Genomic DNA, 17,035 nt, shown 5'->3' with positions numbered 1-17,035 from the left:
AAATTTCTTCCGACCATGATTGGCTTTAAGCCTTTTTTTATGGGATGTAGGCCATCAGCATATTGGCTGTTTGACCAATTGAATTTATTTAAATAGCTTAAAAATATCGTTTCCGAATATAAAGACCATTAAAGCCAATAAAATAAAGAAACCGACCATTTGTGCTTTCTCCAGGAATTTTTCGCTCAATGGCTTACCTTGTATCATTTCAACCAACAAGAACAATACGTGACCGCCATCCAAAGCTGGAATAGGCAATAGGTTCATAAATGCCAATGCCATAGACAACATCCCTACTAAGGACCAAAAACGGATCCAGTCCACTTCTGTGCCGAACAGGGTCGCAATTCCAATAGGACCAGATAATGCTTTATCGGCACGTACCTCCCCTTTGAAAATCTTGCCAAATCCTTTGGCGTTGTCCGTAATCACGGTAAATGCTTTTTTAGCGCCGATTGGAAATGCCTCCATCAAGCTATATTGCGTTGTAAAAGATTTGATGGAATAATCACGATTAATGCCTATTCCCAGCATGGCATCCGCAGGAACATTCCCTTGCAATGAAACTTCAGTTCCTTTGCGTAAAACTTTAATCGCTACAGCTTTATTGATATTCGCTTTTATTTGTGCTTTAAACTCGTCGAAGAAAGGAACCTGTACCTCATTCACCGCAATAATGCTGTCGCCTTTCACAAAACCCATTTTACTTGCTGCCGATCCAGGTGATACTTCAGCAACACTTGTTGTTTTAACACGTGGCTCGATGAACTTTTCCCCTTTCTTATCTGAAAGCGTGTTCAATAAATCGGCTGGAACTTTTACTTCTGTTGTTGCACCATTGCGCTCAACTGTAAGTGCCACTCCGCCCATCAATACTTTAGAACTGATCAACTCCGAGTAATTTTCGATACGGTGCCCGTCTATTGAAATCACTTTATCGCCAGCTTTCAAACCAATGGATTCACCAATGGATCCCGGAACAATACCGTTTACCAGCTGATCCATTTTGATATCTGTATTGCCCATTTTAAAAGTCAGCATCCAAAAGACAACAACGCCGACCACAATATTGACAATAATCCCCCCAAGCATAACGATTAAACGTTGCCAAGCTGGTTTTGATCTAAATTCCCAAGGTTGTGGCTCACCCTTTAATTGCTCAGTATCCATCGATTCATCAATCATACCCGCAATCTTGACATAACCACCTAAAGGCAACCAGCCAATACCATATTCACATCCTTTATAATTGAATTTAAATAATTTCACTCCCCAGGCATCAAAGAACAGATAAAATTTTTCCACCTTGATACCAAATGCACGTGCTGCTAAGAAATGTCCTAACTCATGTAGAACAATTAAAATTGACAAGCCTAAAATCACTTGTCCGACCATAATTAAAACACCCATGTATGCTTTTTAAAATTTAATCTTTGATTATTTCCTTCGTTATTAATCTTGCGACACGATCCGTCTCCAGATAATCATCCAGCGTTGGTGTCGTAATGAATTCTACTTTATCTAATGTCTGTTCAATAATATCACTCATCTCCAAAAAACCAACTTGATCTTTCAGGAAAGCATCCACAACAACTTCATTGGCTGCATTTAATACACAGCTTCTATTTCCGCCGGCACGAAGGCTCTCATAGGCAAGTGCCAAATTTCGAAAAGTTTCCATATCTGCTTTTTCAAAACTGAGCGTTGGATAGTCCATGAAATTAAATCGCTCAAAACTGTTTTCAAAACGTGCCGGATAGGTCAGTGCATACTGGATTGGCAATTTCATATCAGGAACCCCCATTTGGGCCTTCATGGAACCATCCTGAAACTGAACCAGCGAATGTACAATAGATTGGGGATGTACAATCACATCGACCTGATCTATTGACAGATTGAAGAGCCATTTTGCTTCAATCACTTCTAGCCCTTTATTCATCAAGGATGCTGAGTCAATCGTAATTTTGGCACCCATCGACCAATTGGGATGTTTCAAGGCTTCAGCCTTACTCACTGCGAGAAGATCTGCTCTCTTTTTACCACGAAAGGGTCCTCCGGAAGCTGTGATATATATTTTCTCGATTGGATTATGCTCCTCGCCAGCCAAACACTGGAAAATCGCCGAATGCTCCGAATCTACAGGAAGCATGCGTACACCATATTCTTTCACTAAAGCCATAATCAGCTCACCGGCTACAACCAGCGTCTCCTTATTGGCCAGCGCAATATCTTTTTTCGATTGAATTGCTTTAACAGTGGGTTTTAATCCCGCAGATCCAACGATCGCATTCAAAACAACATCTACTTCTTCGTACTGCACCACTTCAACCAATCCTGCTTCTCCCAAAAGAACAGCGATATCATGTCCTTTTAAAGCATCCTGCACATAACTGTACTGAAGGGAATCTGTTACAACAACCGCTTTGGGCTTAAACTCCAAGGCCTGTTTAACCAACAATGTGGCATTGCTACCACAGGTCAGAACGATTGCTTCAAATTTAGTAGGAAAGGCTCTAATCACATCCAAGGCTTGTGTACCTATACTTCCCGTTGCCCCTAAAATGGCAATTCCTTTTTTACTCAAAACCTTTGCTATTAATTAAAATATATTATTTAAAATCTTTGGATCCTCTCCCCCATGGTAATCCGCCATCATGGATCGGTAAGCGACCGAAACAACAATACTAGCCAAAGGTACCACCAAGAAAGAACTCACGAGGTTCAAAATAATAAAAATTATGTAATATTCTAAATAATTAAAATACATCTGCAATAACTGAAAAAAAGCAAATACAGCCAAAATCAATAATAGTTTGAATACATTGCCCTTTGTCAGTGCAAAACTGAAGCGTAATGACCTCAATGTGCCCGCGTGTTTATCAATAATGAAAAATGGATAAAATGCCACTCTAATAATCAAGATGAAAGTCAATATTGCCGCGACAAAAACAACAAACATCGTAAAGTTGCTCATCAACTCCATCCGATTGTCACCATTTTCAAATAGATAAAGAAATGGTAAAGAAATGGCTCCTAAAATCATCAGGAGTGCTATGGAGAGCACCATTATACTTAACATTGCGCCAAAAAAATAGGCGAGCTCCTTAGAACTAGGGATGCATTGGATCAATTTCTTATCATGATTTCCATCAATCAGACTTAAGATATACTTAAATAAAGTCATATTCAATCCGAAATACATCACCATGAAAAAAAATGCCATAAAACCACTCAATACCACATTGAAATCACTGATGGTGGTCGCGAGATAATTAGAGAGTCCGGAGGTCACGAACAGTAAAAAACAAAGCCCTGCCACTGAAAAATAATGTCTTTTCAGCAACTCCCATGACTTATTAAAAACCTCATTAACAGCAAAAGTACTTTCCTTTAGGAATTGAATCATTTTTTCTTTGAATAAACTTCTACAAAGATGCCATATTTTTTAATTTTCAACAATTTACACTCCCATAAAAATCATTTTTTTTATAATATTTAACATAAAAAAAAATCCCCTATCCGAATGGACAGGGGATTCTATAGGGTATATCGAACTATGCCTATTTAAATTCTTTGGGAAGCGGCTTCTCCAATAAGTATTGATAGTAGAAACGCGCACGCTCATTAGAATCATATTTACTTTTCGAACGGTCAAATCCATGACGGCTTCCCGGATAGATCATCAACTCAAAAGGAACACTTCGATCTGTCAATTTATCAACAAGTTGGATTGTATTCTGTAAATGAACATTATCATCCATATCGCCATGCATAATACGCAAAACGCCTTTATAGTTATTTGCATAGGTTAACACAGAACCAGCTTTATAGCCTTCAGGATTGTCTTGAGGCGTATCCATCCATCTTTCAGTATAATGGCTATCGTACAGATCCCATGAGGTTACTGGAGCACCGGCAATACCAAAATCAAATACATCTGCGGCCTTCGTCATCGCTAAACAAGTCATATACCCTCCGTAGCTATGCCCGGTGATAAGCACTTTGTTTTTAGCTACCCAAGGTTGCGATTTTAACCATTTAACAATCGTTGAATAATCAATAATCTCCCAGTGACCAAGATTGCGGTGCATATAAGCAACACCTTGTTTACCAAAATGACCGGATGCCCGGTGATCTGCAGAGACTTGAATAATTCCTTCATTAGCCCAATATTGATTATTCGTTCCTTTCCAGGTATCTTTTACCGTTCCAGCATCAGGACCACCATAGATACTGAAAACAACAGGGTAAACTTTTGATTTATCGAAATTTGTCGGATAAGTAATTGTCAATGGAAGATCGAACAAACCATCATCTGATTTAAGATGTAAGTATTCGGTTTTACCATACGTATACGAAGCAAAATCAGCCGCTTTACTATCTGCTAACTGACGGACGACTTTACCTTGGTTATCCAACAAAGCAAACCGATCGGGTGTACTCACATTGGAGTATTTGGTAATAAAATACTTACCATCAGGCGATACATTGACATCGTGTGAGTATTCTCCGAAAGTCAGACGTTTTAAATTTTTACCCGAATAATCCACGCGGTATAAATCAAAACGTGCCGAATTTTCTTTACGTGCGGTAAAATAAATCACCTTATTTTTTTCATCAATCCGTTTTAATTCGGTTACCTGCCATTCGCCGGAAGTAATTGGATTGACCAATGTTCCGTCCAATTTATAGAGGTAGTAATGCGCCCAGCCCGTCTTATCCGATTTTAAGATATAATATTTGTTGTCCGCAAGATAGGTGATACGCTCATCGTGATCCAAATTGATCCATGAAGCCTGACGCTCGTCGTAGATTTCTTTTTTAGAACCAGAATTCGGATCCACTTGATAAAACTTCAAATTGTTCTGATCCCTGTTCATCCACTGCACCATCAAATTTTTGCTATCAAAGGCCCAGTAAGGCTGCCCAAAATACTGATCATCTTTTTCGTTGAAATCAGCCCAGGTAACGTTCCCCCCATCGAGATGAACGATACCCACCTTCACTTCCGGATTTGGGTCTCCAGCTTTGGGGTATCTTGTCTCCTCCAGGTAACCATGCTGGCCTTTGGACGAATAAATCGGAAACATAGGAACCTTGGTATCATCGAAACGCATGAAGGCGATTTTACGGCTGTCCGGAGACCACCAAAAAGCTTTGTATTTTGTTGGACGCCCAAGAATTTCCTCGTAATATACCCAAGATGACCAACCATTATAAATAACGTCGGTACCATCATTTGTATATTGCATTTCCTTTCCCGAAGTCACGTCCACGCTATACAAATTGCTTTTGCGGGTAAAGGCAACATATTTACCATCCGGCGATAAGGTCGGATTCTGTTCAGCAACATCAGGAGAGTTGGTCAACTTCTTGGCTACACCATCTGTACTTTTCAGGAAGATATCATTGTTTTCGACATAGACAACCGTCCCTTCTTTAGGAGGAACTGTATAAATGCTTCTGTGACCTGATTTAATGTTAACCTGATATAAACGACCATCATTTACATCATTTTCCAGATAAGCTGTCCCGTCTGCCCAGCCAGGATACTGATTCGTGCGAACTGTCAACGATGGCTTTTGCCCCCAGGACTGTGCAAAATCCAATTTCTTTTGTGCAAAACCAACCTCATGCACTAAAAAAACGATAGACGCACCTAAGAGTACTCTTGAAACCGTATTCATTAATTTTTGGATATGTTTATTAATTATTTTGGCTAAGATAAAGAATTGTGACAAATAACGACGATTTTGCCTGTAACAAGCTTAATTCAGATTGCGCGTACCATATGGCTTAGCAAAGACTTGATTAAGCCGGATGATTCCTTGCTAAGGACGATGCTCGAAAAGTGTTAGCTGTATACCTTCCTTTGGAAAATCAGCTTCTTCCACAAAATTTGATATCGAAACACCCAACAACCTTACTTTGTTCACCAGCTCAACCTTACTCAACAAACTATGGGCAGTGGCGTAAATTTTGTCTTCCGAATCAAAACTATTTTCTAAGGTTATACTGCGTGTCAACTGAACAAAATCGGCATATTTAATTTTTATGGTTAAGGTTCTTCCAGAGATTTCCTTTTTCCCGATGCGTGTCCACAACTGTTTGCAGAGCCGTTGCAAAATGGTATTTAATTCTTCAAATGCTTCTACATCCTCGCCAAAAGTATCCTCAATCCCGACCGATTTACTGCTGCGATTGGGGACAACAGGACGGTCGTCGATCCCGCGTACGATACGGTAAAAAAAGTGCCCAGTCTTTCCAAACCAGCGCACCAAATCCTCCTCGCGTTGTTTTTTTAAATCAAGCCCAGTAAAAAGCCCCAGTTCATGCATTTTTTTCGCGGTTACTTTTCCTACGCCAAAAAACTTATCCACGGGCAATGACTCCATGAACTTGACAATTTTCGAAGGACCTATAAATGTTAAGCCGTTGGGCTTGTCCATATCCGAAGCAATCTTTGCAACAAATTTATTGACGGAAACACCAGCAGAGACGGTCAGATTCAACTCTTCTTTAATAGCCTCTTTAATGGCTTTGGCGATATCAATAGCCGAACCAATACCCTGTTTGTCTATGGTCACATCCAAAAAAGCTTCATCCAGGGAAAGCGGTTCGATTAAATCCGTATAACGGAGAAAAATCTCCCGAATTTGGTATGAAACCTGACGATAAACATCGAAGCGAGGATAGGTAAAGATAATATGGGGGCACAACTGGAGAGCCTTTCGGGAGCTCATAGCAGATTTGACGCCAAACTTTCGCGCTTCGTAGCTGGCCGTTGCAACGACTCCCCTCCCATCCGGGGAACCACCCACTGCAATCGCTTTTCCCCGATATTCGGGAAAATCACGCTGATCTACAGAGGCATAAAATGCATCCATATCCAAATGAATAATCTTGCGATGTACCTGTTCGGGACCCATGATCCAAATTTACAAAAATTAGCATTATAGACTAAGAAAACCGACAAATAACTAATAGAATTAGTAATACAGCACAAAACGACAATCACTCGGCTAACCAAGCGTTAATCTAGGTATAATGCATTCGTCATTATGCTGTTAATTATTTATCTTTAGGTGAAACTATCCGTTGGACAGAAAAATCATCGTTCCGGCGCATAGTCCTAGTCACTGCATTAAATGGTTTTAATTAGCACACATGATGGAAAATTTACCCGAACAAAAACCGAAAAAATCCGGATTTAAGAAGTTCTTACTCTTGCTGATCCTTTTCCTCCTTGTGGGGGCTGGTTCCTATGTTTACTGGAAGTATTACTATGTATTCGGTGAAGGTGTAAAATCCGGCTATCTTAATTATGCTGTAAAAAAGGGCAATATTTTCAAGACCTACGAAGGCAAGCTCATCCAGGAGGGATTTGGAAGTATCAAAACGGGTGGTATCGCCAGCAATCAATTTGAATTTTCTATTGAAGATGATTCAATATTCCGTCAGTTGGAGCTAAATAGTGGAAAATACTTCGATCTGCGCTACAAAGAATATCACGGTGTGCTTCCCTGGCGCGGAAACACGGTTTATATCGTTGACAAAATTGTCAATATGAAATAGTGAACTCCGCCGTGTTTACCAGCGGAGTTATCGACACAACTTACTTATGCAGAAAGCACATCACGCACGATCAATTTTTCGTTGAAATAACGTTTTAAAATGCTTCCGTCACCGTGTAGTGTCCAAACTTCTTTGGGATTTACCATCTTAATGTACTGAAGAATGTCATTCCAGTCCACATGATCAGAAATATACAGCTCGATATCATTCTGTACCTGTAAACGTTTCCAGCCTGAGGCAAATGCACGTAATACTTTGGTCGCCCTAAAATAACTATTGAAGGTCATCGGCGGTACCAAGTAAACTTTGTTCTGTTCGCCCTGTTTCATTTCTTTTCTGTTGTAGGGCTCGTAGTCTAATTTCTTCAGCCCGTGTTGATCATAAAGGCGATGGTAAGGCAATATTCCACTATGCACAAGCACTTTTCGATCCGGGCAGTACCTGTTGATCAAATCAGTAATTCGCTGCGCCTTGCCCAACACATAAGTACCTAATAAGATATTACTGGCATGTCCATCAAGTTTTTTTATCTCCTCCGCCGGATCGGGATGGCTGATATCCGGATTTGCAAAGGTACTTTCCGTAATGAGGACATCAGCCTGCTGCACTTTGATCGGCTCACAGGTATCATCAGCTTGTAACTTGTAATCGCCGGTGTACAAGTAACGTACCCCCCGATATTCCATTAGAATCTGTGCTGAACCCAGTATATGACCTGCTGGTAAAAATGTGATTTCGACTGCACCTATTTTAAAGGGACTATTAAACAATTTGACCTGATAAGAATCTTTGCGATTTTGTTTATACCGATAAGTCATAAAAACTGAAGTCGCATGTGTGGCATACACATAGTCGTGTCCTGAACTGGCATGATCGCCATGGGCATGAGATACGACATTGTGCATAACGGGATTGCTGGCATCAATAAAAAAATCACCATAACGGCAGTAATAGCCTTCTGGCTTTCTGACTAAGAAGTCAGCCAATAGTGTAGACATCATATTATTTTAGAAACTTTTGATGCAAAGTCCACACCTGCGGTAATAGCGGAGTGGTTCCATCATTAATGATGACGAAGTCTGCCAATTTTAATTTTTCTTCGTCAGATAGTTGCTTATTAATTCGCTCCATGACCTGTTCCTCAGTAACAGCATCACGTTCCATGACACGTTTAACGCGTATGGGTAAAGGCGCAGTAACCAGTATGGTATAATCAAGATCCTTGTAGGACCCACTTTCAAAAAGCAAAGCAGCCTCTTTGAGTGAATAACGGGACTTTTGCTGTTCAGCCCAGTCCTTTGCCGCCTGAATAACGATGGGGTGTACAATGCTGTTCACAAGTTCGAGCTTCGCCTTGTCGGAGAATATTTGTTCAGCCAAAAAAGCCCGATTCAGTTTCCCATCCTTATAGGTCTCTTCGCCGAACTCCGCAATCAAGCGTGCTTTGATTCGCAAATCGGTATTCATCAATTCCTTCGCCTCATCATCAGCATTATAAACAGGTACAGCCATGGCTTTAAAAAGCTGACAGATAAATGTTTTACCGGATCCAATTCCACCTGTTATTCCAATCTTCATGAAAATATTGTTATTTACGTACAAAAAAGTCCACGTTTTGAGGCACAACGCTAATTACCTTACAATAGTCCGGTACCTTGGTCAGCAAAATAGGCAGATATTGCACCTCGTTTTTCTCCCAATCGGACAAATCCACCACCGCTTCAAAATCTCGCGATGTATAGTTATTATAATCTTTGACAGACATCAACACCGTGACGACAACTTTGCTCGGACTAAGCCTGACCGAGCTATAACGTTGGCCATTCTCCACTTTTACGGGCAACTCGATTATTTTCTCTGTCAATTCACCTACAGGCATGAGCACCTCGACCGAAGTCGGATAAACATTGATATTCGCTTTTTGGTTACGTGCCAGGTTGGCCACGGTCCGAACGTCGGTTTCGACTTCTTTCCCCCTAACGGTATCCGTTTCCCAATACTCGATAGCCGAAACATCCTCGTAAGGTCCGGTGATTGTCACATAAGCTGGTGTAACTTTGGTATCAGCGATAAAACCGTAGCCACGTTTAAATCCGATATTTGCAAGGGGTTTTACAGGCACCTTACGCTGGGTCTGTTTGGAAAAATCAAAAAACAAGGTATCTGGGCTAACTGACACCACGCGTTGTTCATGTGGAAACTGTCGGTTGATAAAGCCCAATTGGTTGGAAAAAACAATCCAGTCTTTGGTTTTTAACGAGCTTAGGTCCACCTGAACCTTTGGGGTTTCCAATGCAGCTTTGGAAAACAGGAATTGCCATCCTGTCATCTCCAGCTTCACTTTTACCGTATCGGATTGCTGGGGGTGAAATGCGCGTTTCTCGGGAAGATTGACATATTCAATCGCCGCCTTGACGGAAACAGTATATTGATTGGAGATCGAAAACAATAACCAAGCTAACAACGAAATTCCAACACAACGCACGAAGACATTAATCTTACGCCGTTGGGTCTTATTTATTCGAACTGCATTCGCCATGATACAAACTTAATCAATTTGCGTAAAAATCTGTGTTCTTATCTGCATTTCATCTTAAAGACAGCAATATTTCCATTGCATTTTTCTCTTTTGTGGCAAGGGTTCTGAAAATTTCTGATGCCTGCAGCACATCATCAAAACTGGCTGTCTCCGCAATTTGACCAAACAATTCCGCCAGGGATGTCCACAATAATGCAATCTGCGCAAACTCATGGTGAACCTCAGCGATCTGCTCTATTCCGAGCAGATCATAACTTTCCTTAATAAAGTCACGATATAGATTTCGAAACAAGGCCCCTCCAGTACCTGCGTTTTCCATCAGTGGATCAAATCCTAAAAACAAATGAAAAACAACATCGCAAAAACGATTGTATTTGATAACTATTACGTTTTATATTTACAGGGGGTTAACGGGGGTATTACAGGGGGTTAACAGGGGTATAACAGGGGATTGACCCCTGATAACCCCTTGTTAATACCCTGTAAAAATAGTGTTACTACTAAATTAATTAAGAAAATAGTAGTAAATTGACAATAAGCTCAATACAAGAATTATAAACTAAAAGAGGAATAGCTATGGCAATTTTACAAAACGGTCCGAATGGACCTATTATTGGTAAATTTGGATCGGTGAGTGCCTACATGTTGAAGGATCAAAATGTGGTGCGCGGCCCAAAACGAAAACGCAGCTCCCCACCAAGTGCGGCGGAGCTCTTAAACAGAAAAAAACAGCAAGTAGCCGGTAAGTTTGCCGGCCATAATAAGCGGCTTCTTGAATTTGGTTACCAGTTTTTAGCGGAAAAAGGAAGTCGCGTAGGTGCATTCCAATTGGCACAACGGCATATTTTTAAAGAGGCCATCGAAATAGACGCAGAGAATAACCCTTTTGTTAATCCAGAACGACTGCTTCTATTTTCTGGTCCGCTAACCCCATTATCCAACTGCCAAGTCAGTATCAACAATGATGTAATCGACCTGAGCTGGGAAGCAGATGATCACTATAGTGATAGCGTATATAAAATCAACCTGGTATTATTGGACCCTTTTAATGAATCCCATTTAAGAACTTCTATCGCACCTGTAAGTGATGGATCTTGTTCCGTTCAATTTGACCGGTTAAAGCGAAAAATCACTGATTTCCATGTCTATGTCGCAATATGGGATACCTTAGATGGCGGTTTTTCGAATTCCATTTATTGTGGAGTAATCTAAAGCTTTGTTATGCTAACAATTTATATGAACGCTCTTGCCTGGGCTTTCTATTAACAGCATAAAAAAAGCCAGTTTTCTACGAAAACTGGCTTTCATTTCTTTCAGGAAAAAGCTTATTCGTCAATTTTATTAACAACGTATTGAATAAACCAATTTGGAAGCTTATTTTCCGGCAATAAAACAGTAACCCCTCCACGCAATACTTCTGCTATCAGAACCATTGTTTCACCAGAGTTGTCAAATAGATAAGCTTTTTCACTAGCTCTTATCGCTGGCAATAAATTGGTCAGTGTACGATAGTATCTTTCGACTATTTTATCTTTTGGCACACCATGCCCCCCCTTCTCTTTTCTAATTTCAACCCGAGAAATATTAATCAATGGATCATCCAAGCAAACAAAATAAAAATACGTCCTATATTTTCTTTCACTTGCTTCATCAATTTCATCCAATTTAGATGGATGACTCATAACAGTCTCAAATGAGTAGCTGATACCATTTTCGAGTAAATGATACCGTATAAAAGAGGTAATAAGTGACGCTTCATAACTATGAGTATCTCTAGACTTATCTACGATCATATTTTCACGGATAGCAATAGATATAGGGTGTCCTGACTCTTCGGCCTTCCGTAATAGGCTTATAGATTGATCCCTGCCTAGAAATTGATCCAAGTCTTCCTGAGTAAGTTTTAATCCAAACCTATTAAGATTTATAAATCCAGCTTTACTAATATCCTGTTCAATTTCGTCTGAATTAACAAAATAGCCAGTATTAAACTGGCTACTGATTTGCTTATATAAAGTTGATTTACCCGAACCATTTGGACCGGCAAATACCCTCAATCTTTTGGCCCTAGGCATAAAACAATACCTTTTTTTAATTTAACTTTACTCTTTATCCGATCTATTTTTTTAATAATCTGACGACTTCCGTCTACACGTTTTTCAACAACATATCCGCCCTCAATGATCTGGATCGATAAATCTAAAGCCCGGTTCTCCTTATTCGCAATTTCAGAAGCCTGTTTCGCTGCTTGATTTAATTTTCTGCGTTCTTCTTTCAATTCTAATGATGTCATAATAACCTCCGATGTCTAAATATACAAAATATTCACTATACTAATTCGAATAGGGATACATTTTAGACTAAATCTCGTAAGACGAAATTATAAAATTGCTACCAAAATATTATTTTATGTTATCAAAAATCAGGGATACCAGTGCACCTTTTTTATATTCGGGATTCGTTCCCCAGCGTAATCGTTTTACCGGGAACATAATAAAAAAAGCCAGTTTTCTACGAAAACTGGCTTTCATTTCTTTCAGGAAAAAGCTTATGAAGCACTCTTCTCCGTATTGTTAGCAGCTTTAGAAGCATCTAAAGCAATTGCTGATTTATCAAAACGGATTTTTACACCCGAACCTACATCGACTAAGAAAGTAGTGTCTGATACTTCTACAATACGGCCATGAATACCAGCTGTTGTAACAACCTTAGAGTTCACACCAAGTTCTTCAATATATTTTTTGTGATCTTTTTGCTTCTTCATTTGCGGTCTGATCATGAAGAAATAAAATACCACGATAATCAAAACCATTGGTAAAAAACTCATCAAATTGCCTCCCGCTGCTTGTAATAATACTGTGTTCATCTTCTATTATATCGTTTAATAATGTGTTATTTTGCTAATACTTCACCTTTTAGCTGCACCGTTGTTAAGCCATTGGAAGCATTCGATTGAATCGTAATGATCTTCTGCTGTTTACCAACCTGTCCTTCACTATTGAAAGTTACATGGATCTCAGATTTTCCACCTGGCAAAATAGGGCTTTTCGAAAACTCAGGTTGTGTACAACCACATGAAGCAGTTACTTTCGAGATAATAACAGGTGCATCACCAGAATTTTTCAACACAAAGGTATGTTTTACCTGTGCGCCTTCTTTTACCTGACCGAAATCAAATGCAGACTCTTCAAATTCTACTTTTCCCAATTGTGCTGCTGCCTTAGAAAGGCTATCCGCAGCTGCTGTTTCAGTCGCTGTCGTGGCTCCTTCTTCTTTTCCTTTTTGTGCATTTCCACAAGAAAATAAAAGTACTGCCGACAAAGCTAAAACCGAATATTTGCCAAAGTTTTTCATTCGTATAAATTATTTATGCGTTTGGTTTTAATCTCTTAAACCACGACCTGCCTTCTGGATTCTTCCTTGTTGGTTCAGATCGTTCAGTATTTTATCCAAGATACCATTGATAAATGTATTACTTTTCAATGTACTGAATACCTTAGAAATTTCAATATACTCATTTATTGTCACTTTCACTGGAATAGATGGAAAATTAACCAATTCACATATAGCCATACGCATCAATAATGTATCCATTAAGGCAATACGATCTGATTCCCAATTCTTCGTTTTCTCAGAGATAAGCTTTTGATACTCATTTGTATTGCGGATAGTTTTACCCAACAATGCAATGACATAGTCGCTATCATCATTCCAGTTTTGCGTAATCTCTGCAAGTTTATTTTTACGTGGATCTTCAGAACTAAAATTCTTAAAAGTCTTCGCAATCAAAGCTTGCAATACTTCTTTATCTACCGGCCAGTTGATGAATTTTTCTTCAAAAACCTGCTCTATAACCGGCGATTTCAAGATGATCTTTTTAAAGATATGCTTGATGATATCTTTTTCCGTACCGATCGAACGATCTTCTTGTTGCAAGTACTCCAAATAAGCTTCAGAATCCTTTAACTGCAAAAATACAGTACGTACGATCTCCGGGTCAAAGCTCCAGGAAATCTTATACTTTTTGACACCTTCTCCATATTGTGGATTTTGTCTCAATGACTCAATAAAAGTGTTTGTACTTAACTTGGTCGTTAAAGACAAGTCTTTTTCAGTTGGTAAAAACTTATTGGCCCTACCCTCTGCATCTATTAAGACATAATCAGATACTTCATCTAAAAGATTCAGTGTCCACATATACATCTCATAAACTTCATCCACATTTTTTAATAGTGCTTTTTCAAATGTTTTGATGTCTTTATCTTCCGAAAGACTGTACGCATAAAGCGTTTGCACTACTTTTACCCTCAGGTGTCTCCTGTTTAACATAGTAATTTTAAAGAACGATTTTTTATAAAATAATAAATAAGAACGATTTTGGGATGAAGACTATCTCTTGATTTTTTTAATATCTTGGATACGCTTCTCCGCGATGCGATTAGCCGCTTCAAAAGTAGAGATATTCTCTTCTTTTGATTTTTTTAACACGTCTCTAGTCGCATTATAAATATTTTTGATCACAAATTCAGTGTGATCTACGCCATAATTTTGAATTTCTGAATAACAGCCGATTAATGCACCAGCGTTGATCAAATAGTCAGGAGCGTATAATATACCTCTTTCATGAAGGATAGAACTTGTAACAAGTTCATCTTTCAATTGATTATTGGCAGAACCAGCAATAATTTTGCATTGCATTTTCTGTGCGGATTCTGGATTTACGGTACCGCCTAATGCACAGGGAGAATATACATCAAATTCGTGATCGAATACTTCACCGTAAGGTATTGGTTCAGCTTTGTACTTAGCCGCTACTTTTAGCATTTTTTCTTCCGTAATATCGCTTACATATACACGCGCATTCTCTTCACGCAACATCGCAATTAAACGCTCACCAACACCACCTACTCCATGTACAATTACTTTTTTACCAGCAACATTTTCCGATCCGTATAATTCCTTTAAGCATGCTTTTATACCGAAATAAACACCTTGAGCAGCGAAGATCGAAGGATCACCAACGCCACTGCCATGAATTGCTTTTGGTAAACCTGCAACATGGTCAGTTTCGGTATAAATATGTTCTAAATCGCGTTGTGTGGTACCTACATCCAAAGAAGCAATGAAATTACCATTCAATCCTTCAATAAACTGGCCCAAACGGCGCAATAAAACCTCAGATTTGTCCAAACGGCTATTCCCAATAATAACAGCACTACCACCGCCTAAATTCAATCCAGTGATGGCTGATTTATACGTAATGGCCTTGGATAAACGTAAAGCATCCTCAATAGCTTCTTCTGTACTTTCGTATGGTAACATACGAACCCCTCCTATCGCAGGCCCTAAGGTTGTGTCATGGATCGCAACGATAGCTTTCAAGCCCACTAATTCATCATTACAGAAAAATAAGTTTTGATGGCCAGACTGGCTCATCAATTCAAAAATAGAATTTTGAGATGTTGACATAAAATGTACTACTCTAATTTGTTTTAATTTTTTAAGGTACTTGATGCAAAAGTAGGAAAATTATTCGTTGTGCATAACAACTTTTTTTATCCAAGACTTAACATTTGATTTCCGAATGACAGTAAATTCACTCAAATCGTAAAGCATTTTGATGAATTAGTCCTACTTTTGTATTCGTAATATGAAGGATCTCGCCTACTTAAATAAGTACTTTTATAAATACCGCTGGAAACTGATTCCAGGGGTTATTTTTGTTATCATCTCCAACTATTTCGGGGTATTGCCTGCAAAGGTAATCCGCGAAGCATTTGATTTGGTACAGGAAAACATCTATCTATACCGTCTATTTGATGGTTTCGACAGACAGGAACTCATCTATCAGGTTTTTGGCACCAGCCTCCTGTTTTTTGGTTTCGTCGTTCTCCTACTTTCGCTGTTGCGGGGCATATTTTTATTCTTTATGCGTCAGACGATCATTTTAACGTCGCGTTATATTGAATACGACCTCAAAAATGAGATCTATAATCATTACCAAGATTTAAACTTCGGTTTCTTTCGGAAGAACAATACCGGAGATCTCATGAGCCGAGCCACCGAAGATGTCAATCAGGTACGTAACTACCTCGGACCCGCCATCATGTATGCGATCAATACCGTAGTTTTATCGATCATGGTCATCTATGCGATGTATAGCGTCAACGGACGGTTGGCGACCTATGCATTGGCGCCAATACCGGTTCTATCGGTTATTATTTTATTTGTCAATAAGATTATTAACAAGCGTAGCTTAAAAATACAGAAACAACTGGCGAACCTTTCTTCTTTTGTGCAGGAAACTTTTGCAGGTATCCGCGTCATCAAGACTTATACCAGAGAACAAAATAAAATGCAGGAATTTGAGAAGGAAAGTACCATTTACCGTAATACGGCTCTTGATCTCGTCAAAGTGCAGGCTGTTTTCTTTCCGCTTATTCTATTGCTGATTGGGCTCAGCACGGTAATCACCATTTATATTGGTGGAATTGAAGTTGCCAAAGGAACAGTCACTGCCGGAAATATTGCTGAGTTTATCATCTATGTCAACCAGTTGACTTTCCCTGCCATGTCTTTGGCTTGGGTTACCTCATTGGTACAACGTGCTGCAGCCTCACAAAAACGCATCAACGAATTTCTCCATACTGAATCTCCAATTGTTAACGGAACAGCTACCAAAGAACTAGCGGGTGAAATCAGGGTTGATGGAATCTCCTTTACCTATCCAGAAACAGGTATTCAGGCGATTAAAAATATATCGTTCCAAATTCCGGTCGGCAAAACACTTGCTATTATCGGAAAAACAGGATCCGGAAAATCTACGCTGGCCAACTTACTCCTTCGGATGTATGATATCGACAAAGGAAGTATTCATTATGATAGTCTTGAAATTAAAAACCTTGATTTCAAAAGTTTGCG

At 39.3% G+C, this 17,035-nt stretch carries 18 protein-coding genes; 3 read left to right on the top strand and 15 right to left on the bottom strand.

Annotated features, from left to right (window positions below):
• Positions 1–84 precede the first annotated feature (84 nt).
• The 5 genes from rseP to dinB form a co-directional block, all read right to left on the bottom strand.
• Entirely contained in the window at positions 85–1,410 is a 1,326-nt protein-coding gene (gene rseP / locus B2X72_RS20640) for an RIP metalloprotease RseP (RefSeq protein ID WP_088162129.1), read from the bottom strand.
• A gap of 16 nt (positions 1,411–1,426) precedes the next feature.
• Positions 1,427–2,584 carry a 1-deoxy-D-xylulose-5-phosphate reductoisomerase gene (locus B2X72_RS20635; protein WP_286736134.1) on the bottom strand — a complete coding sequence of 386 codons (1,158 nt, stop codon included), beginning with the start codon at positions 2,582–2,584 and terminating at the stop codon, positions 1,427–1,429.
• A gap of 15 nt (positions 2,585–2,599) precedes the next feature.
• A complete protein-coding gene (locus B2X72_RS20630) occupies positions 2,600–3,406 on the bottom strand; it encodes a beta-carotene 15,15'-monooxygenase (protein WP_145327046.1) in 807 nt (268 codons plus the stop codon).
• Positions 3,407–3,560: 154 nt separating this feature from the next.
• Positions 3,561–5,687 carry a S9 family peptidase gene (locus tag B2X72_RS20625; RefSeq protein WP_088162132.1) on the bottom strand — a complete coding sequence of 709 codons (2,127 nt, stop codon included), beginning with the start codon at positions 5,685–5,687 and terminating at the stop codon, positions 3,561–3,563.
• 144 nt (positions 5,688–5,831) lie between these two features.
• On the bottom strand, positions 5,832–6,929 hold the full coding sequence (gene dinB / locus B2X72_RS20620; RefSeq protein ID WP_286851305.1) for a DNA polymerase IV: 1,098 nt from the start codon (positions 6,927–6,929) through the stop codon (positions 5,832–5,834).
• Positions 6,930–7,167: 238 nt separating this feature from the next.
• Between dinB and B2X72_RS20615 the strand changes: the two genes are divergently transcribed.
• On the top strand, positions 7,168–7,575 hold the full coding sequence (locus B2X72_RS20615; protein ID WP_075993279.1) for a hypothetical protein: 408 nt from the start codon (positions 7,168–7,170) through the stop codon (positions 7,573–7,575).
• Positions 7,576–7,619: 44 nt separating this feature from the next.
• Here B2X72_RS20615 and B2X72_RS20610 read toward each other — a convergent pair whose 3' ends face one another.
• Genes B2X72_RS20610 through B2X72_RS20595 form a run of 4 tightly spaced genes read right to left on the bottom strand, consistent with a single transcriptional unit; the run spans position 7,620 to position 10,433 of the window.
• Positions 7,620–8,576 carry an exonuclease gene (locus B2X72_RS20610; RefSeq protein ID WP_312352506.1) on the bottom strand — a complete coding sequence of 319 codons (957 nt, stop codon included), beginning with the start codon at positions 8,574–8,576 and terminating at the stop codon, positions 7,620–7,622.
• Between the two features lies 1 nt (position 8,577).
• Complete coding sequence (gene coaE / locus B2X72_RS20605; protein WP_286736132.1) at positions 8,578–9,153, bottom strand: dephospho-CoA kinase; 576 nt, start codon at positions 9,151–9,153, stop codon at positions 8,578–8,580.
• 10 nt (positions 9,154–9,163) lie between these two features.
• Positions 9,164–10,114 carry a hypothetical protein gene (locus B2X72_RS20600; RefSeq protein ID WP_120332691.1) on the bottom strand — a complete coding sequence of 317 codons (951 nt, stop codon included), beginning with the start codon at positions 10,112–10,114 and terminating at the stop codon, positions 9,164–9,166.
• A gap of 49 nt (positions 10,115–10,163) precedes the next feature.
• Entirely contained in the window at positions 10,164–10,433 is a 270-nt protein-coding gene (locus tag B2X72_RS20595; protein ID WP_286851303.1) for a DUF4872 domain-containing protein, read from the bottom strand.
• A gap of 257 nt (positions 10,434–10,690) precedes the next feature.
• On the opposite strand from B2X72_RS20595, the gene B2X72_RS20590 reads away from it, so the two are divergent.
• On the top strand, positions 10,691–11,326 hold the full coding sequence (locus B2X72_RS20590; RefSeq protein WP_145327042.1) for a hypothetical protein: 636 nt from the start codon (positions 10,691–10,693) through the stop codon (positions 11,324–11,326).
• Between the two features lie 113 nt (positions 11,327–11,439).
• Here the strand turns inward: B2X72_RS20590 and B2X72_RS20585 are convergent, their stop codons facing one another.
• From B2X72_RS20585 to B2X72_RS20560, 6 genes are all read right to left on the bottom strand, one after another.
• On the bottom strand, positions 11,440–12,189 hold the full coding sequence (locus tag B2X72_RS20585) for a hypothetical protein (RefSeq protein ID WP_286736129.1): 750 nt from the start codon (positions 12,187–12,189) through the stop codon (positions 11,440–11,442).
• Positions 12,168–12,407, bottom strand: a complete 240-nt coding sequence (locus B2X72_RS20580) for a hypothetical protein (RefSeq protein ID WP_088162140.1) — start codon at positions 12,405–12,407, stop codon at positions 12,168–12,170. Before B2X72_RS20580 ends, B2X72_RS20585 begins: the two co-directional genes overlap by 22 nt.
• 255 nt (positions 12,408–12,662) lie before the next feature.
• Entirely contained in the window at positions 12,663–12,980 is a 318-nt protein-coding gene (gene yajC, locus B2X72_RS20575; RefSeq protein ID WP_120332688.1) for a preprotein translocase subunit YajC, read from the bottom strand.
• Positions 12,981–13,006: 26 nt separating this feature from the next.
• Positions 13,007–13,468 (bottom strand): DUF1573 domain-containing protein, encoded by a 462-nt coding sequence (locus B2X72_RS20570; protein WP_145327040.1) that lies wholly within the window; start codon positions 13,466–13,468, stop codon positions 13,007–13,009.
• A 27-nt stretch (positions 13,469–13,495) separates the two neighbouring features.
• Complete coding sequence (nusB, locus tag B2X72_RS20565) at positions 13,496–14,443, bottom strand: transcription antitermination factor NusB (protein ID WP_070565546.1); 948 nt, start codon at positions 14,441–14,443, stop codon at positions 13,496–13,498.
• Between the two features lie 60 nt (positions 14,444–14,503).
• Positions 14,504–15,583 carry a Glu/Leu/Phe/Val family dehydrogenase gene (locus tag B2X72_RS20560; protein ID WP_088162143.1) on the bottom strand — a complete coding sequence of 360 codons (1,080 nt, stop codon included), beginning with the start codon at positions 15,581–15,583 and terminating at the stop codon, positions 14,504–14,506.
• Between the two features lie 181 nt (positions 15,584–15,764).
• Between B2X72_RS20560 and B2X72_RS20555 the strand changes: the two genes are divergently transcribed.
• Positions 15,765–17,035 (top strand): ABC transporter ATP-binding protein (locus B2X72_RS20555; protein WP_286851301.1); only part of this gene is annotated, 1,271 nt, incomplete at its 3' end.

The organism is Sphingobacterium sp. UBA7253, from assembly GCF_002472745.1.
In the GTDB taxonomy this organism is placed as follows: Bacteria; Bacteroidota; Bacteroidia; order Sphingobacteriales; family Sphingobacteriaceae; genus Sphingobacterium; species Sphingobacterium siyangense.
Note: the sequence above shows the minus strand (reverse complement) of the source record. Positions and strands in the feature narration are given on the sequence as shown.